Source organism: Burkholderia lata (assembly GCF_902499335.1).
Classification (GTDB): domain Bacteria; phylum Pseudomonadota; class Gammaproteobacteria; order Burkholderiales; family Burkholderiaceae; genus Burkholderia; species Burkholderia lata_B.
This window is the reverse complement of sequence record NZ_CABVQK010000013.1, coordinates 231,167-249,773: the sequence shown is the minus strand read 5'-3', so window position 1 is coordinate 249,773 and position 18,607 is coordinate 231,167. Positions and strand designations below refer to the sequence as shown.

Annotated in this window: 12 protein-coding genes; 9 read left to right on the top strand and 3 right to left on the bottom strand. The window is 69.2% G+C overall.

Annotation, left to right across the window (positions count from 1 at the left end; translation table 11 throughout):
- The 9 genes from BCO18175_RS29660 to nagE all read left to right on the top strand — a co-directional run bounded on the left by BCO18175_RS29660 (window position 1) and on the right by nagE (window position 14,055).
- Complete coding sequence (locus BCO18175_RS29660) at window positions 1–795, top strand: ABC transporter ATP-binding protein (protein ID WP_011353261.1); 795 nt, start codon at window positions 1–3, stop codon at window positions 793–795.
- 227 nt (window positions 796–1,022) lie between these two features.
- The gene (gene imuA, locus BCO18175_RS29655) at window positions 1,023–1,730 is read left to right on the top strand and encodes a translesion DNA synthesis-associated protein ImuA (RefSeq protein WP_174986229.1); all 708 of its coding nucleotides are present in this window, start codon (window positions 1,023–1,025) and stop codon (window positions 1,728–1,730) included.
- Window positions 1,663–3,150 carry a Y-family DNA polymerase gene (locus tag BCO18175_RS29650; protein WP_174986228.1) on the top strand — a complete coding sequence of 496 codons (1,488 nt, stop codon included), beginning with the start codon at window positions 1,663–1,665 and terminating at the stop codon, window positions 3,148–3,150. The genes imuA and BCO18175_RS29650 overlap by 68 nt, the downstream gene beginning before the upstream one ends.
- Before the next feature lie 6 nt (window positions 3,151–3,156).
- Window positions 3,157–6,363: an error-prone DNA polymerase gene (locus BCO18175_RS29645; RefSeq protein ID WP_174986227.1), complete on the top strand. Its 3,207-nt coding sequence runs from the start codon at window positions 3,157–3,159 to the stop codon at window positions 6,361–6,363.
- Window positions 6,364–6,681: 318 nt separating this feature from the next.
- Window positions 6,682–7,416: a GntR family transcriptional regulator gene (locus BCO18175_RS29640; RefSeq protein ID WP_043187255.1), complete on the top strand. Its 735-nt coding sequence runs from the start codon at window positions 6,682–6,684 to the stop codon at window positions 7,414–7,416.
- A gap of 98 nt (window positions 7,417–7,514) precedes the next feature.
- Window positions 7,515–8,618 (top strand): N-acetylglucosamine-6-phosphate deacetylase, encoded by a 1,104-nt coding sequence (gene nagA / locus BCO18175_RS29635; protein ID WP_174971575.1) that lies wholly within the window; start codon window positions 7,515–7,517, stop codon window positions 8,616–8,618.
- Window positions 8,611–9,618 carry an SIS domain-containing protein gene (locus BCO18175_RS29630; RefSeq protein ID WP_174916247.1) on the top strand — a complete coding sequence of 336 codons (1,008 nt, stop codon included), beginning with the start codon at window positions 8,611–8,613 and terminating at the stop codon, window positions 9,616–9,618. Before nagA ends, BCO18175_RS29630 begins: the two co-directional genes overlap by 8 nt.
- Before the next feature lie 15 nt (window positions 9,619–9,633).
- Entirely contained in the window at window positions 9,634–12,216 is a 2,583-nt protein-coding gene (gene ptsP / locus BCO18175_RS29625) for a phosphoenolpyruvate--protein phosphotransferase (protein WP_174986226.1), read from the top strand.
- 87 nt (window positions 12,217–12,303) lie between these two features.
- Complete coding sequence (gene nagE, locus BCO18175_RS29620; protein WP_174986225.1) at window positions 12,304–14,055, top strand: N-acetylglucosamine-specific PTS transporter subunit IIBC; 1,752 nt, start codon at window positions 12,304–12,306, stop codon at window positions 14,053–14,055.
- Window positions 14,056–14,205: 150 nt separating this feature from the next.
- Here nagE and BCO18175_RS29615 read toward each other — a convergent pair whose 3' ends face one another.
- The 3 genes from BCO18175_RS29615 to cydB all read right to left on the bottom strand — a co-directional run bounded on the left by BCO18175_RS29615 (window position 14,206) and on the right by cydB (window position 18,586).
- Window positions 14,206–16,689, bottom strand: a complete 2,484-nt coding sequence (locus tag BCO18175_RS29615; protein WP_174986224.1) for a family 20 glycosylhydrolase — start codon at window positions 16,687–16,689, stop codon at window positions 14,206–14,208.
- Window positions 16,690–17,270: 581 nt separating this feature from the next.
- Window positions 17,271–17,387: a cytochrome bd-I oxidase subunit CydX gene (cydX, locus tag BCO18175_RS29610; RefSeq protein ID WP_174916181.1), complete on the bottom strand. Its 117-nt coding sequence runs from the start codon at window positions 17,385–17,387 to the stop codon at window positions 17,271–17,273.
- A 62-nt stretch (window positions 17,388–17,449) separates the two neighbouring features.
- Window positions 17,450–18,586 carry a cytochrome d ubiquinol oxidase subunit II gene (gene cydB / locus BCO18175_RS29605; RefSeq protein WP_174971581.1) on the bottom strand — a complete coding sequence of 379 codons (1,137 nt, stop codon included), beginning with the start codon at window positions 18,584–18,586 and terminating at the stop codon, window positions 17,450–17,452.
- Between the last annotated feature and the right edge of the window lie 21 nt (window positions 18,587–18,607).

Genomic DNA, 18,607 nt, shown 5'->3' with positions numbered 1-18,607 from the left:
ATGCTGTCCGCACAAGACCTGAAACTCACGTTCAATCCCGGCACGCCGATCGAGACGCGCGCGCTGCGCGGGCTGTCGCTCGAGATTCCCGACGGCCAGTTCGTCGCGGTGATCGGCTCGAACGGCGCCGGCAAGTCGACCTTCCTCAATGCGGTCAGCGGCGACCAGGCCGTCGATGCGGGACGCATCTCGATCGACGGCACGGACGTCACGCGCAAGGCCGCGTGGGATCGCGCGCACCTCGTCGCGCGCGTGTTCCAGGATCCGATGGCCGGCACCTGCGAGGCGCTGACGATCGAGGAGAACATGGCGCTCGCGATGGCGCGCGGTGCGCGGCGCGGCTTTCGGGCCGCGCTCGACCGGCCGTCGCGCGAGCTGTTCCGCGACAAGTTGCGGCTCCTGAACCTCGGCCTCGAGAACCGGCTGACCGACCGGATCGGGCTGCTGTCGGGCGGCCAGCGGCAGGCGGTGAGCCTGTTGATGGCGTCGCTGCGGCCGTCGCGGATCCTGCTGCTCGACGAGCACACGGCCGCGCTCGATCCGAAGACGGCCGCGTTCGTGCTGGAGCTGACCGCGCGCATCGTCGCCGAGAGCAAGCTGACGACGATGATGGTCACGCACAGCATGCGGCAGGCGCTCGACTACGGCGACCGCACGGTGATGCTGCACCAGGGGCAGGTCGTGCTCGACGTGTCGGGCGACGCGCGCAAGGGGCTCGACGTGCCGGACCTGCTGCAGATGTTCGAGAAGGTGCGTCACGAGCAGCTCGACGACGACGCGTTGCTGCTCGGCTGACGGGCAGCCGGCGGGCCGGCGCGGTGCGGGGGACCGCATCGTGCCGGTTGGCTCGCGGGGCGGCGTGCAGGCACGACCCGGCCACGCCCGCTCCGGCGTGGCGTAACATTACTGCCGCGCCGGCTTTCCCGTCGTTTTTCCTCTGACGAAAACCGGTTTCGCACCGGTGCTGTGCGACGCGAGCGCATTGCCATATACTGTATATCCATACAGTTGTGGGTGGCGTCATGCTCGCATCCTCCATTTCTCCCGAATCCCTTCATCCATCGCTTTGGCGCGGCTCGCAGCTCGCTCGCGGCGGTCCGCGCACGATCGAGACCGGTTTCGCACCGCTGTCGGCCGAGCTGCCGGGCGGCGGCTGGCCGGTCGGCGGGCTCGTCGAACTGCTGACCGCGCAGCCGGGCTGCGGCGAGATGCGGCTGCTCGCGCCCGCGCTCGCACGCACCGTCAGCGTCCGGCGGCCACTCGCGCTCGTCGCGCCGCCGCAGTCGCCGCATGCGACCGCGCTCGCCAGTCTCGGCGTGCCGGCCGATGCGCTGCTGTGGCTGCGCGCGGGTAGCCACACGGATGCGCTGTGGGCCGCCGAGCAGGCGCTCAAGACCGGTTGTTGCGGCGCGCTGCTGCTGTGGCAGGACGCGCGGCCCGATGCGCTGCGGCGCCTGCATCTCGCGGCCGCGCGCACGGGCGACACGCTGTTCGTGATGCTGCGCCCGCTGTCGGCCGAGCGGCAACCGTCGCCGGCCGTGCTGCGGGTCGCGCTGTACCCGGTGCCGGGCGGCGTGTCGCTCGACATCGTCAAGCGTCGCGGCCCCGCCCGCAGCGAGCCGCTCGTGCTCGATCTGCCGTCGCCCATCGTGGAGAGCCGCTATGCGCGTCTTGCTCGGCATCCATCTGCCGCGCCTGCCGCTCGACGTGTGCGTCGCGCCTCCGTCTGACGGCGAGGCCGGCGGCACCGGCTGTGCGGTGCTCGAGCAGGGTGTCGTGCTGATCGCCGATGCGGCCGCGCGCCGGCAGGGCGTGCGTGCAGGCATGAAGCGCGGCGGCGTGCTCACGCTCGCGCCGCACACGCAGCTCGTCGAACGCGATCCCGCGCGCGAAGCCGATGCGCTGCGCGCGGTCGCGCTCGCGTTGCTGCGCTTCTCGCCGTGCGTCGCGCTCGACGACGAAGCCACGCTGCTCGTCGACGTCGGCCCGAGCCTGCGCTTGTTCGGCGGGTTGCCGTCGCTGTGCCGTCAGGTACGCGCGACGCTCGCGGCGCTCGGCTATGCGGCACGCCTGTCCGCCGCGCCGACCGGGGGCGGCGCGTGGCTGCTCGCGCGTGTGTCGGCCCGTGCCCGCATCCGGCGCCGCGTCGCGAGCCCGGCCTCGCTTGTCCGCGCGCTCGACAGGCTGCCCTGTGTGCTGCTGCCCGATGCGCGTCCGTATGCGGGCTGGTTCGACGGCCTCGGCTGTCGCACGCTCGCCGATCTGCGCGGCCTGCCGCGCGCGGGGCTGCAGCGCCGCTGCGGCCCGGCGTTGCTGGCCGCGCTCGATCGAGCGTACGGCGATGCGGTCGAGCCGCTTGCGTGGATGGCGGTGCCGCCGGTGTTCGACGTGCGGCTCGAATTGCCGGAGCGTGTCGAATACGCGGAAGCCGTGCTGTTCGCCGCGCGGCGGCTCGTCGTGCAGCTCTGCGGCTGGCTGGCCGCGCGGCACCTGTCGCTGGCCGCGATGACGTTCGATCTCGAACACGAGCGCGGCCGCCAGGCCGTGCCGCCGACGCCGCTCGAGCTCGCGTTCGCGTCGCCCGTGCGCGATGAAACGCATTTCATGCGGCTGCTCGGCGAGCGGCTCGCGCGTGTCGAGTTGCCGGCCGCGGTGATTGCGGTACGTCTGAAGGCCACGCGCGTCGAATCGGTCGCGCCGCCGGCCGACGATCTTTTCCCCGAGCCGGGCGGCACGCGCGAGACGCGTGCGCGGCTGTTCGAACTGCTGGTTGCGCGGCTTGGCGCGGACAACGTGCTGCGCGCGGCGCCCGTTGCCGATCACCGGCCCGAGGCTGCGAACCGCTGGCTGCCGCTCGATGCGCAGGCCGGCAAGCCGGCTGCCGGGCCGCCGGCCGTGCCACCGAGGCCCGCGTGGTTACTGGCGGAGCCGCTGCCGCTGTTGATGCGCGGGGAGCGGCCGGTATTTCATACGCCGCTGAGGATGATGTCGTCGGTGGAGCGGATCGAGGCCGGGTGGTTCGACGGTCAGCTCGCCGCGCGCGATTACTGCGTTGCGCAAGACGAGGCCGGTGCGTGCTACTGGGTGTTCAAGGAGCGGGCGGGGAGCGAGGCCGAGCCGCGCTGGTTCCTGCACGGCCTGTTCGGGTGAACGGCAATGGTTGCGGAATTCAGCTGGCTGCCCGATTACGCGGAGTTGTTCTGCCGTTCGAACTTTTCGTTCCTGCATGGCGCGTCGCATGCGGAGGAACTGGTCGAGCGCGCGTTCGAGCTCGGCTATCGCGGGATTGCGATCACCGACGAATGCTCGCTCGCCGGCGCGCCGCGCATGCATGTCGCGGCGAAGGCGAAAGGGCTGCCGCTCGTCATCGGTTCGTATTTCGAAGTCACGCCGGATGAAGTCGCGCCCGGCCACGATCCGGGCCCCGGGGCGTTCGGGCTCGTGTTGCTTGCGCAGAATCGTGAAGGCTACGGCAACCTGTCCGAGCTGATTTCGTGGCGGCGGATGGAGTCACCGAAGGGCACTTACAAGCTGACGTCGAGGATGCTGTCGGCGCCGCCTGCCGAGTTTGCGCACTTGCGCGGCCTGCCCGACTGCTTCGCGATTCTCGTGCCGACGTATCCGGTGCGTGCCGATGTACTCGATGCGCAGGTCGCGTGGTTTCGCACGACCTTCGGTGAACGTGCACGGCTCGGGCTCGTGCAACTGCAGCGCGCGCTGGACGGGGCGCAGCGCGAGGAGATTCGTGCGGCCGGCGAGCGGCGTGGCGTGCGCATCGTCGCGCTCGGCGACGTGACGATGCACCGGCGCTCGTGCAAGGAGCTGCAGGACGTGATGACGGCAATCCGCGTCGGCATGCCGGTTTCCGAGTGCGGGTATGCGCTTGCGCCGAATGCGGAACAGCATCTGCGCGCGCGGAACCGGATCGGGAACCTGTATTCGCCGGCGGAGATCGAGGAGACCTGCACGATTCTCGATACATGCGATTTCAAACTGGACTCGCTTCGCTACGAGTATCCCGACGAGATCGTGCCGAAGGGGCTCACGCCGACGAGCTATCTGGAGCAGGAAACCATGGCCGGGGCGGCCACACGCTATCCGCAAGGTGTGCCGGAGAAGGTGTCGAAGCAGATCCGGTATGAACTCGACCTGATCGCGAAGCTGAGCTACGAACCGTTCTTCCTGACCGTCTACGACATCGTCAAATACGCGCGCAGCCAGAACATCCTGTGCCAGGGGCGCGGCTCGGCGGCGAACTCGGTCGTCTGCTTCTGCCTCGGCATCACCGAGGTGAATCCCGAGCAGAGCACGATGCTGTTCGAACGCTTCATCAGCGCGGAGCGAGGCGAGCCGCCCGATATCGACGTCGACTTCGAGCATCAGCGCCGGGAAGAGGTGATCCAGCATATCTACGAAAAATACGGGCACAACCGCGCCGCACTTGCGGCCGCCGTCTCGACCTATCGCCCGCGTGGCGTGCTGCGTGAAACCGGCAAGGCGCTCGGCGTCGATCCGATGCTGGTCGATCGCGTCGCGAAAGCGCACCGCTGGTTCGATGGCAGTCGCGACCTGCTGCAGCAATTCTCGACGATCGGGCTCGATCCCGAGACGCCGCTCATCCTGGCGTGGGCCCGGCTCGCCGCGCGGCTGCTGAATTTTCCGCGCCACCTGTCGCAGCACTCGGGCGGTTTCGTGATCAGCCGCGGCAAGCTCACGCGGCTCGTGCCGGTCGAGAACGCGGCGATGGACGGGCGGCGCGTGATCCAGTGGGACAAGGACGATCTCGAAGCGCTCGGGCTGATGAAGGTCGACGTGCTCGCGCTCGGCATGCTGTCGGCGCTGCATCGCGCATTCGACATGCGCACCGCGTGGCGCGGGCCGCCGGAGCCGGATGGCGAGCCGTTCACGCTGAAGCACATTCCGCAGGATGACAAGGCGACCTACGACATGATCTGTCGTGCCGACACGGTCGGCGTGTTCCAGATCGAATCGCGCGCGCAGATGTCGATGCTGCCGCGCCTGCGTCCGCGGACTTACTACGATCTCGTGATCGAGGTTGCGATCGTGCGGCCGGGGCCGATCCAGGGCGGGGCAGTGCATCCCTATCTGAAGCGGCGCCAGGGAATCGAAAAGGTCAGTTATCCGAAGGAGGAATTGAAGCCCGCGCTCGAACGCACGTACGGCGTGCCGATCTTCCAGGAGCAGGTGATGCAGATCGCGATGATCGCGGCCGGTTTCACACCGGGCGAGGCCGACCAACTGCGCCGCGCGATGGCCGCGTGGAAGCGCAAGGGCAATCTCGAGAAATATCACAGCAAGATCGTCGACGGGATGCGCGAGCGCGATTACCCGCCCGACTTCGCCGAACAGATCTTCGAGCAGATCAAGGGCTTCGGCGATTACGGTTTCCCCGAAAGCCACGCAGCGAGCTTCGCGAAACTCGCGTACGCCAGCAGCTGGCTCAAATGCCACGAACCGGCGATCTTCCTCGCCGCGCTGCTGAACAGCCAGCCGATGGGTTTCTACCCGCCGTCGCAACTCGTGCAGGACGCGAAGCGGCACGGCGTGCAGGTGCTGCCGATCGACGTGGCGCAAAGCAACTGGGAAGCATCGCTCGAAGCGCTGCCCGACCAGCCGCCTCCACACGGCCAGCCGGCCGTGCGGCTCGGCCTGTCGCTCGTGCGCGGTCTCGGCGAAGCCGCCGCACGCCGCATCGAAGCCGCACGCACGGCGGCCGGCCGGTTCGACAACGTCGATACCCTCGCACGCCGCGCGCAGCTCGAGCGCCGCGATCTCGAAGCGCTCGCCGCCGCGAACGCGCTCGCGACACTCGCCGGCCACCGCCGCGATGCGCTGTGGCAAGCGGTTGCCGCGGCCCCCGAACGCGACCTGCTCGCGACCGCGCCGATCGACGAGCCCGAGAAGCCCGCACTCGGCGCGCCGTCGGAAGCCGACGATATCCTCGCCGACTATCACACCACCGGCCTCACGCTGAACCGCCACCCCGTCGCGCTGCTGCGGCCCGAGCTGCGCGCGCGGCGGCTGTCGTCCGCGGCCGAACTGCACGACCGGCCCGACGGCCGGCTCGCGCGCGCGTGCGGGCTCGTGACCGCGCGGCAGATGCCGGGCACCGCGAAAGGCGTGATGTTCATGACGCTCGAGGATGAAACGGGCTGCGTGAACCTGATCGTCCGGCCCGAGCTGCTCGCGCGGCAGCGCCGCGAAACCCTCGATTCGCGGCTGCTTGCCGCGTCCGGCGTATGGCAGGTCGCGAGCGACGTGAGGCACCTCGTCGTGCAGCACTTCGAGGATCTGACGCCGCTGCTGGGCGGCCTGCGCACGTCGAGCCGCGAATTCCATTGACGCCCCGTGGCGGTGGCGGCGCGCCTGCCGTCATCCATGCATACCAGTCGGCTCAACTGGTTCTATTCAGGTCTCATATTCGCGCCCAAAACCTGGCCGAACCACACACTGGAACTGTCCCCTTGCATACCAATCCGGGTAAATCCCTATCCTGCACTTCGTTGTAAACAAAGGGTTTATAGGAACTAAAACGCTTGCCGGGCAAGGCTTTCGGCGATTTCCGCACCGCTAATACCAGTTCGTTGACTGGTATTATGGTGGTTATATAATGCCCTCACTTTCGACGGCCTGCGATCGTCGTCCGACACCCGGAGGCACATGGAAACCGGCTGGTCCGAACTGGCGCCCGATCCCCTCAGCGACACGCCGCTCTATCTGCAGCTCGCCCGCAACCTGGCGAGCGCGATCCACGCCGGTGCGTGGCGGGCCGGCGAGGCGCTGCCGTCGGAGCGGCTGCTGTCGGTGTCGGTCGGCGTGTCGCGGATCACGGCCCGTCGCGCACTCGCGCTGCTGGTCGAGCAGGGGCTGATCAAGCGGGCGCGCGGGGCAGGCAGCTTCATCACGCCGCGCGTCGCCGATCCGCTGTCGCGTCTCGTCGGCTTCACCGCGAAGATGCAGCAGCGCGGCTTCGTGCCTGATTCGGTGTGGCTGTCGCGCACGCTGCGCGCCGCGAACCGCGACGAGATCACGCGTCTCGGCCTCGCGCCCGGCGCGACGGTGGCGCGGCTCGAACGGCTGCGCCGCGCGGACGGCATCGTGATGGCCGTCGAGCACTCGACGCTGCCGGCCGCGGTGGTGCCCGATCCGCAGGTGCTCGGCGCGTCGCTGTACGAATACCTCGAAGCGCGCGGCATGACGGTCGTGCGCGCGCTGCAGCACTTTCGCGCGGCGAACGCGACGCACGCGATCGCGAAATGGATGGCGGTGAAGCCGGGCTCGGCGCTGCTGGTGATCACGCGGATCGGCTATGGTGCCGACCAGCGCGCGATCGAAGTGAGTGAAACGTATTGCCGCGACGACTACTACGACTTCGTCGCCGAACTGAAACGCTGACGCGCGAGACTCCCCGCGCGCGGCAAGCGTGAAGTAACGACACGAATTTGCAAATCACGACGCGGATGCCCGCGTCACCAGATCATCAAGAGAACGTCATGCTGACTGGAAACATCCTTACCCCCGACGGCTGGATTCACGGTTCGCTCGATAGCGAGAACGGCCGCATCACGACGCTCGACGGCAAGCCCGTCGATCCCGCGAAGAACGACGCGCCTTACATCCTGCCCGGCTTCATCGACCTGCACGTGCACGGCGGCGGCGGCGCCGACGTGATGGAAGGCGGCGACGCGATCGAGACGATCGCCCGCACGCATGCGCAATTCGGCACGACGAGCCTGCTCGCGACGACGATGACCGCGCCGCGCGACGAGCTGATGAAAGTCGTCGGCAACCTCGGCAGCGTCGCGCGCACCCGCACGCCGGGCGGCGCGCGCGTGCTCGGCGTGCACCTCGAAGGCCCGTACATCAACCCCGGCAAGCTCGGCGCGCAGCCCGACGCGGCCGTGTCGGCCGTGCTCGACGAAGTGCTGAAGTACCTGTCGATCGCGCCGATCCGGGTCGTCACGCTCGCACCGGAAATCGCCGGCCACATCGAGATCATCGGCGAGATGGCCGCGCGCGGCGTGCGCGTGCAGCTCGGCCATTCGCTCGCAACCTACGACGACGCGGTGGCCGCGCTCAAGCACGGCGCATGCGGCTTCACGCACCTGTTCAACGCGATGTCGCCGCTGCATCACCGCAACCCGGGCCTGGTGGGCGCGGCGCTTGCTCATGCCGAATACGCGGAAATCATCCCCGATCTGCTGCACGTGCATCCGGGCGCGATTCGTGCTGCGCTGCGCGCGATCCCGCGCCTGTACGTCGTGACCGACAGCACGTCCGCAACGGGCATGCCCGACGGCGAATACCGGCTCGGCAGCCAGCACGTGACGAAGTGCCTCGGCGGCGTGCGCCTCGCCGACGGCACGCTCGCCGGCAGCACGCTGACGATGGACCAGGCGCTGCGCAACCTCGTGTCGCTCGGCCTGCCGATCGCCGACGTGTCGAACCGGATGTCGCGCTATGCGGCCGACTACCTCGGCGTCACCGATCGCGGCCGCCTCCAGCGCGGCGCATGGGCCGACCTCGCGGTGTTCGATCGCGACCTGAACCTCACCGCGACCTACGTCGAAGGAGAATCGATTGTCGAATATGCTTAAGGAAGCGCGCGAGTCCGCCCAGGTCGTCGCCGCGCAGATCGCCGACACCACGCGCGTCGAAGCGCTCGCCGGCCAATTGCTCGATCACCCGCCGGCCGTCGCGCTGACGGTCGCGCGCGGCAGCTCGGATCACGCCGCGAGCTATTTCGCGAGCCTGACGATGAGCCGCCTCGGCGTGCCGGTCGCATCGCTGCCGATGTCGGTCGCGACGCTGCAGCAGGCGCCGCTGAAGGTACAGGACCAGCTCGCGATTGCCTTCTCCCAGTCGGGCAAGAGTCCCGATCTCGTCAATACGATGGCCGCGCTGCGCGAAGCCGGCGCGCGCACCGTCGCCGCCGTGAACGTGCTGCCGTCGCCGCTCGCCGACGCATGCGAGCACCAGTTGCCGCTGCTCGCCGGCCCCGAACTGTCTGTCGCCGCGACCAAGAGCTATATCGCGATGCTGTCGCTGTCCGCGCAGATCGTCGCGTACTGGCAGCGCGACGCCGCGCTGATGACCGCGCTGCGCGGCCTGCCCGACGTGCTCGCGCAGGCCGGCCGGCTCGACTGGTCGCAGGCCGTTGCCGCGCTGGCCGGTGTCGAGCGGATGATCGTGATCGGCCGCGGCCTGGGCCTCGCGATCGCGCAGGAAGCCGCGCTGAAGCTGAAGGAAACGTCCGGCATCCAGGCCGAGGCGTTCTCGAGCGCCGAAGTCCGTCACGGCCCGATGGAGCTGATCGACCGCGACTATCCGCTGCTCGTGTTCGCCCCGCGGGGGCCCGAGCAGGCCGGCCTGCTGCAGCTCGCCGCGGACATGCGCGCCCGTGGCGCCGCCGTGCTGCTCGCGGCGCCCGCCGGCACGCCCGGCGCGACGCTGCCGCTCGCGCAATCCGCCCATTCGGCGCTCGACCCGATCGCCGCCATTCTTTCGTTCTACGTGATGGCGGCGGATCTCGCCGTTGCACGCGGCCGCAATCCCGACACGCCGCGCCACCTGAACAAAGTCACCGAAACGCACTGATAGCCGAGACAGCCGATGAGACGCGCCGAGGAGTCCCAGTTGAAGAGCCCCACCCACGATCAGATCGTCTTGCTTGCCCCGTTGACGGGGCCGATCGTCGCGCTGGCCGACGTGCCCGATCCGGTGTTCTCCGGCGGGATGTTCGGCGACGGCATCGGCATCGACCCGCTCGCGGGCCAGCTCGTCGCGCCGTGCGCGGGCGTCGTGTCCCATCTCGCGCGCACGGGCCACGCGGTGACGATCACGACGCCGCAAGGCGCGGAAGTGCTGCTGCACATCGGCATCGACACCGTCGAGCTGAACGGGCAGGGCTTCATCGCGCACGTCGAGGCCGGCGCGCGTGTCGAGGCGGGCACGCTGCTGATCGAGTTCGACCAGGACGCGGTGGCGCGCAGCGCGCATTCGCTCGTGTCGGTGATCGCGATCGCAAACTCGGATGCGTTCGAGGTCGTCGACCGCGCCAGCGGCTTCGCGACGGCCGGCGAGACGCCGTTGCTCGCGCTGCGCGGCAAGGGCGAAGCGGCCGTGCAGGCGGCGCAAACCGGCGCCGCGGCGCAGAACGAAGTGCGCCGTGAAATCGTGCTGGCGCAACGGGGCGGCCTGCATGCGCGGCCGGCCGCGCGGGCACGCGAAGCCGTGCGCGGGTTCGACGCGACCGTCGACGTGCTGTTCGACGGCCGCAAGGCGTCGATCGCGAGCGTCGTCGGCCTGCTCGGCCTCGGCGCAGGCGAAGGCGCGACGGTCGAACTGGTCGGCCGTGGCGCGCATGCGCAGCAGGCTGTCGATGCGGTCGAGCACGAGCTGCTGCGCGAAGCGCACGGCGAAGTGGAGGAAAAACCGGCGCGGCTGAGGTCGCCCGCGCCGCAGATGGTTGCAAACAATGTCGGCGCACTCATCGACCCGAACACGCTCGCAGGCGTGTGCGCCGCGCCCGGCATCGCGGTCGGCACGCTGGTGCGTCTCGACGATGCGGAAATCGTGCCGCCCGAGCAGGCCTCCGGCACGCCGGCCACGGAAAGCCGCCAGCTCGACCAGGCGCTGAAGGCCGTCGACGCGGAACTCGACGAAACGGTGCGCAACGCATCGGCGCGCGGCGCGGTCGGCGAAGCGGGCATCTTCGCGGTGCATCGCGTGCTGCTCGAGGACCCGACGCTGATCGACGCGGCGCGCGACCTGATCAGCCTCGGCAAGAGCGCGGGCTTCGCATGGCGCGCGACGATCCGCACGCAGATCGACACGCTGTCGAAGCTCGACGATGCGCTGCTCGCCGAACGCGCGGCCGACCTGCGCGACATCGAGAAGCGCGTGCTGCGCGCGCTCGGCCACACGAACGGTGCCGCGCGTGCGCTGCCCGACGAAGCGGTGCTCGCGGCCGAGGAATTCACGCCGTCCGACCTGTCGTCGCTCGATCGCCAGCGCGTGACCGCGCTCGTGATGGCGCGCGGCGGCGCGACGTCGCACGCGGCGATCATCGCGCGGCAGCTCGGCATTCCGGCGCTGGTCGCGGTCGGCGATGCGCTGTACGCGATTCCGGACGGCACGCAGGTCGTCGTCGATGCGAGCGCGGGCCGGCTCGAACACGCGCCGACCGCACTCGATGTCGAACGCGCTCGGCACGAGCGCCAGCGCCTGGACGGCGTGCGCGAGGCGAACCGGCAACTGGCCGGTGAAGCCGCCGCGACGGTCGATGGCCGCGCGATCGAGGTTGCCGCGAACATCGCGACGCTCGACGACGCGAACACCGCGGTCGACAACGGCGCCGACTCGGTCGGCCTGCTGCGCACCGAGTTGATGTTCATCCATCGCCAGGTCGCACCGACCGTCGTCGAACACCAGCAGAGCTACCAGTCGATCGTCGACGCACTGCAGGGCCGCACGGCGATCATCCGCACGCTCGACGTCGGCGCCGACAAGGAAGTCGACTACCTGACGCTGCCGCCCGAACCGAACCCGGCGCTCGGCCTGCGCGGTATCCGCCTCGCGCAGGTGCGCCCCGATCTGCTCGACGACCAGTTGCAGGGCCTGCTCGCGGTGAAGCCGTTCGGCGCGGTGCGCATCCTGCTGCCGATGGTCACCGACGCGGGCGAACTCGTGCGGCTGCGCAAGCGCATCGACGAATTCGCGCGTGCACAGGGCCGCACCGAGCCGATCGAGGTCGGCGTGATGATCGAGGTGCCGTCGGCCGCGCTGCTGGCCGACCAGCTCGCGCAGCACGCGGATTTCCTGTCGATCGGCACCAACGACCTGACGCAGTACACGCTCGCGATGGACCGCTGCCAGGCCGACCTGGCTGCGCAATCCGACGGCCTGCATCCGGCCGTGCTGCGCCTGATCGACATCGCGGTGCGTGGCGCCGCGAAGCACGGCAAGTGGGTTGGCGTGTGCGGCGCGCTCGGCGGCGATCCGCTCGCGGTGCCGGTCCTGGTGGGCCTCGGCGTGACCGAACTGTCGGTCGACCCCGTATCGGTGCCGGGCATCAAGGCGCGTGTGCGCCGTCTCGATTACCAGTTGTGCCGTCAGCGCGCGCAGGATCTGCTCGCGCTCGATTCGGCACAGGCGGTAAGGGCAGCAAGCCGCGAGGTCTGGCCGCTCGACTGAGCGTCGACGGCAGGTTCGCGACCGGTTTCAAGACGAAAGCAATTAGGTCAACGACGATTAACGACGAGACAAGGATTGGAGGACTGAATGAACGGGAATCCGTTTCTGAAAATACAGGGCCTGGGCCGGGCGCTGATGCTGCCGATCGCGGTATTGCCGGTTGCCGGCATCCTGCTGCGACTCGGCCAGCCGGACGTGTTCAACATCAAGATGATCGCCGACGCCGGCGGTGCGATCTTCGACAACCTGCCGCTGCTGTTCGCGATCGGCGTGGCGGTCGGGTTCGCGAAGGACAACAACGGCGTGGCTGCGCTCGCGGGCGCGATCGGCTACCTGATCGAAACCGCGATCATGAAGGACATCGATCCCAAGCTGAACATGGGCGTGCTGTCCGGGATCATCGCGGGTGTGGTCGCGGGCCTGCTGTACAACCGCTATAAAGACATCAAGCTGCCGGACTACCTCGCGTTCTTCGGCGGCAAACGGTTCGTGCCGATCATCACGGGCCTGGTCTGCGTGATACTCGGCATCGCGTTCGGGTACGTCTGGCAGCCGGTCCAGCATCTGATCGACGCGGCCGGCCAATGGCTGACGACGGCGGGCGCGATCGGTGCGTTCGTGTTCGGCTTCCTGAACCGCCTGCTGCTCGTCACGGGCCTGCACCACATCATCAACTCGCTCGCGTGGTTCGTGTTCGGCAACTTCACGCCGCCCGCCGGCGGCGAGATCGTGCACGGCGACCTGCACCGCTTCTTCGCGGGCGACCCGACCGCGGGCACCTTCATGGCCGGCTTCTTCCCGATCATGATGTTCGGCCTGCCGGCCGCATGTCTGGCAATGCTGCACGAAGCACCGAAGGAACGCCGCGCGATGGTCGGCGGCCTGCTGTTCTCGATGGCGCTCACGTCGTTCCTGACCGGCGTGACCGAGCCGATCGAATTCAGCTTCATGTTCCTCGCACCGGTGCTGTACGTGATCCACGCGGTGCTGACGGGGCTGTCGCTCGCGATCTGCCAGATCCTCGGCGTGAAGCTCGGCTTCACGTTCTCGGCCGGCGCGATCGACTACGTGCTGAACTACGGGCTGTCGACGAAGGGCTGGATCGCGATTCCGCTCGGCATCGCGTACGGCGCCGCGTACTACGGGCTGTTCCGCTTCTTCATCCGCAAGTTCAACATGGCGACGCCGGGCCGTGAGCCGGCATCGGCCGATGCGGCCGAGGAGTCGTACGCGTCCGGCGGCTTCGTCGCGCCGGCTGCCGCCGCACCGCGCGCGCAGCGCTACATCGCCGCGCTCGGCGGGGCAGGCAACCTGTCGGTCGTCGACGCGTGCACGACGCGCCTGCGCCTGACCGTCGTCGATCCGGAGAAGATCTCGGAGCCGGAACTGAAGTCGATCGGCGCGCGCGGCGTGCTCAAGCGCGGCGGCAACAGCGTGCAGGTGATCATCGGGCCTGAAGCAGACATCATTGCCGACGAGATGCGCGTGGCAATCGGCAGTGGCGCGGCAGGCGCAGCATCGACGGCGACGGCTGCCGCGGCGCAGCCCGTCACGGGTGCGGCCGCCGGCCCGCTCGATCCGGAGCCGACGCGCTGGCTCGCGGTGTTCGGCGGCGCGACCAACGTCGTGTCGCTCGACGCGATCGCGACCACGCGCCTGCGTGTGGTCGTGCGCGATCCGTCGGCGGTCGATCGCGATCGTCTCGGTGCGCTCGACGTCGCGTGGGTGTCGCTCGACACGTTCCACATCGTCTGCGGCAACGCGGCGGCACGCTATGCCGAACAGCTCGGCGCGCGCCTGCCGCCGTCGGGCAGCGGGGCGGCCGTACAACCGGCCTGATGCGATGAAGCCGGCCTGATCCGCGATGCGGGTTCGGGCCGGCCGGCAAAACGAAAACGGCTTGCGATGCGTCGCAAGCCGTTTTTCTTTGGTGCGGGCGATAGCGCGATGCAAGTGTCCGCATCGCGCGTCGCCTGGTTACTCAGACGTTCAGGGATTCGTCAGCGTGAAGGTCGGCTTCCGGTAGCCAACGCCGGCCCGGTCGAGCTTCGGCAGTTCTCGTTGCGTGAGCAGCGTCGCGAAGCCGGCCCAGTCGCGCTGCAGCGCGGCGGTGTCGACGTGATGCGTGTCGCCGCGCTTGAAGCGCACGCCGGCCGCATACGGCAGCTCCCAGTCGGCGCGGTGCCAGGCGCGCTCGGCCAGCGCGAGCAGCCGCGGATAGGCCATGTATTCGAGGAAGGTGTCGTTGCGCATCACCTCGCCCCACGCCTGCCCCTGCATGCCTTCGAGGCGCGGCGCGGGGCCCGTGCCCGTGACCTCGAACGTGTTGCCGTCACGGTCGCCCATCACTTCGGCGTTCTGCGGCAGGTTCTCGGGCGCGAGCGAGAACACCTTGTACTCGTCCGTCGCGTGCGAGCCCCAGTAGTAGCCGCGCTCGCGCGGGTTGAGCGTGTACGGGAAGTCGAAGTACAGGTAGTCGGGCAGCGCGAGCACCGTCTGGTAGCCCTTGCCGCTCAGGTCGCGCGCGCTGTCCGATGCGCCCCAGAAGATCGTGTCCCACAGCGACACCATCACGTGGCGCGTGCCGAAATCCTGCGGCCCGTTCGCATGCTTGATGCCGTCCTGCCACGCGGCCATCGTGTCGATCCCGTTCGCGTTGACCGCCGCGCTCACCTGTTGCGCGAAACGCGTCGGCAGCTCGTCGATCGACTTGATCTCGCCGCGCTGGAGCAGCGCCGTGCACGCGGGCGAACGCGCCCACGGCTTGTCCTGCGCGGCGAGATCGATGCGCCCCTTGTTCGGATCGGTGCCGTTCAGCGGCTGGAAGCCCCCACCGAGGAAGATGTTCTTCGCCTCGTCGCCGCCGTAGTGCCAGGTGTGCAGCGGCGCCTGCGCGTCCGCATGCATCGCCGCGATCTCGCGGATCACCTTCGACGCGAAATTGAGCGCGCCCGGCACGCACGGGTTCAGGTCGCTGCGCCGGTCGTAGAACTGCACCGTCGTCAGGTTCGACGTGTCCTGCGGATCGAGCAGCCGGTATGCGTTCGCTTCCTGCTCGCGGCCGGCCGCATGCAGCCGGTTGTAACGTGCCTCCATCGTCACGACGGCCGCGCGCGCATGCGCGGGCATGTCGATCTCCGGGATGATCTCGACGAAATGCGCGGCCGCGTAGCGCACCAGCGACACGTAGTCGTCGCGGCTCAGGTAGCCGCCGCCCGAGCGGTTGTCCGGGCCGGAGCCGAGTTGCGGCAGCAGGCAGCGCGTCTCGCTCGGGTCGTGGCAGCGGCGCGAGCCGATCTCGGTCAGCTCGGGCAGGCCGGGAATCTCGATGCGCCAGCCCTCGTCGTCGGACAGATGCAGGTGCAGGCGGTTGAGCTTGTACGCGCTCATCTGGTCGATCAGGCGGCGCAGCGTCGCCGGATGCTTGAAGTTGCGCGCGAGATCGACGTGCATCCCGCGATGCGTGAAGCGCGGCGCATCCTCGACGAGCATCGCCGGGATCGGTCCGCCGCCGGCGGGCACGAGCGAGTAGAGCGTCTGCACGCCATAGTAGAGGCCGGCGCGATCGTAGCCTTCGATCAGCACGCCGCGCGGCCCGATCGCGAGCCGGTAGCCGCCCGGTGTCGCGATGTCGGCCGGCAGCCGGCGCGGCGCGACCGCGCCCCACACCGGCACGCGTGCGCCGTCGAGCCCGAGTGTCGCCGCGCGGTCGCGCAGCGCCGCGACCTGCGCATCCGGCAGGTTCGGCAGCGTGAGCTCGACGCCGCGCAGGTCGAGCGTGCCGGGCAGCGGCTGCTCGCGCTTCACGCTCGGCAGCGCGCGGCTCGCGTCGGGCCGCGCGGCCACGGGCGGCGCATTGCCGGTCGAGTTGTTCTGCGCGTCGGCCGGCAGCGATTCGACGTAGCGCAGCTCGTCGTCGGTGTCGTTGTAGCGGAGCACGGCGGGCGGCGCGCCATCGACGACCACGTACGGGCGCGGGATCACGTCGCTGTAGCGCAGCAGCCAGTATTCGGCGACGAACGGCAGCTCGATGCGCTCGCCGGGCGCAAGCCGCACCGAACCCGGTTGCGGCGTCAGTTCGTACAGGTCGCCGGTGAGCCGCCGCAGCGCGAAGCCGGGACGGTCGATCCGCAGCAGGCGGCGGATGCTGTGCAGGTAGAGCTTCCAGCCGCCGTCGGCGATCGCCTGGTGGCCGCGGTTCTGCAGGATCAGGCGGCCCGTCGCGCAGGCCGCGCCGTCGGCGCCGAGATCGGCGCACGGCACGCCGGCCGCGGCCGCGTGATTGTTGTCGACGGCGACGCGCAGCGCGAGGCCGTTCGACAGCCGCGCCGCGAGATCGGCCGGCGGCACGGGTGGACGTACGGCGCCGGCCGCCGCGACCGCCGCGCTCGACGCGGGCGGCGCGCCGAGCGCGGCCGGCGACAGTGCCGCGATCAGCAGGCCGGCAAACAAGGTGGACAAGGTTCGGTTCATGCGGACTCCTGAGAAAAAAGGGGCGTAGCGGCGTCACGGGATGACGTCGCTGCGAGCGGGACTTTCAACGGAGCTGCGGGGACAACAGGGCGCGCGGGCGATGCGGCTGCCCCGCGCGAAGTCGGCACGCGTGCGCGTGCGTTACGGAACGGGTGGCGGGCAGGCGTGCCGGTCGGATCGGCGCGGGCGGATGCGCGTCTTCATCGGCGGCGCACGGCAGAAGTTGCTGCGGATGCCGTGGCGGCGCGGCCGGTGGCAAAGGCGCGCAAGCGACCTGCGCGGACGATGACGGCGTCGCTCGCAGACGAAGCACAGCCGGCCGCCGCACGCCGACGGCGAGACGGCGCGCAGTCGCGCGCCGCATACGGGATTCGCATGTCTCCCCCACCCAGATGGATTCGGCCTGTCAGCGGCCGTGTCCAAAGATCTTATGAAACCTTTTATTGGTATTCAAGTGGTATCAATCTGGCGCTAAATTGGCATCGACGTGCCGGGCCTGTCCGGCTGGCCGGGGCGAAAAAAAACCTCGCGCGAGGCGAGGTTCCTTCGGGACGGCGGCGGCGCGATCGGCCGCACACGCATCAGTCCTGGCGAACGCGTGCTTCCTGCGTCTTCTGCCGCGCTTCGAGCCACATCGCATTGACGATGCCGAACGACAGCGCGACGCCGATACCGAGAATCCAGCTGAAATACCACATGATCCGACTCCTTGCGAAACGGTGGGCGAGGGCGCGAGCGCGCCCCGGCCCGGTTCAATGCATCAATACATCGAATGCTTGTTCTCTTCGAGCACCTCGCGCGTGACCTTGCCGCGCATCACGCGATACACCCAGCTCGTGTAGAGCAGGATGAGCGGCAGGAACACGATCACCGCGAACAGCATCACCTGCAGCGTCATGTGGCTCGACGTCGAATCCCACACGGTCAGGCTGCTGCGCGGGTCGAGCGACGACGGCATGATGAACGGGAACATCGAGAAGCCTGCGGTGAGGATCACGCCGGTGATCATCAGGCCCGTGCAGAAGAACGCCGTCTTTTCCTGCTTCGAACCGGCGAGCAGCAGCGCGATCAGGCCACCCGCGATCGCGACGACGGGCGCCGCGATCATCCATGGGAATTCGCCGTAGTTCGCGAGCCACAGGCCCGAGCCGGCAGCGACGTCCTTGAGCAGCGGGTTCGCGACCGTATCGGTCGGCGCGGCGTGCGTGATGTGGAAGCCGCCGATGGTCGATGCGACCAGCACGCCGGCCAGCACGAACAGCACGACCGCGAGGAACGACGCAACACGCAGTGCGACCGACGCGCGGCGCGCGATCACGCCTTCCGTCTTCATCTTGATGAAGGCCGCGCCGTGCGCGACGAGCATCGTGAGGCTGACGAGTCCGCACAGCAGCGCGAACGGGTTCAGCAGCGCCCAGAAGCTGCCGTAGTAGGTCACGCGCAGGTCGCTGTCGAACTTGAACGGCACGCCTTGCAGCAGGTTGCCGAACGCGACGCCGAACACCAGCGCCGGCACGAAGCCGCCGACGAACAGGCCCCAGTCCCAGCCCGCGCGCCAGCGCGGGTCGGGCCGCTTGCTGCGGTAGTCGAAGCCCACCGGCCGGAAGAACAACGCGAACAGCACGAGCAGCATCGCGAAGTAGAAGCCGGAGAACGACGCCGCGTAGACGAGCGGCCAGGCGGCGAACATCGCGCCGCCGGCCGTGATCAGCCACACCTGGTTGCCTTCCCACGTCGCGCCGACGGTGTTGACGATGATGCGGCGTTCCTCGTCGGTCTTGCCGAGGAACGGCAGCAGCGCGGTCGCGCCCATGTCGAAGCCGTCGGTGACGGCGAAGCCGATCAGCAGCACGCCGACGAGCAGCCACCAGATCAGCTTGAGAGTTGCATAGTCCATAGCGATTCCTTGTTCCGTTTC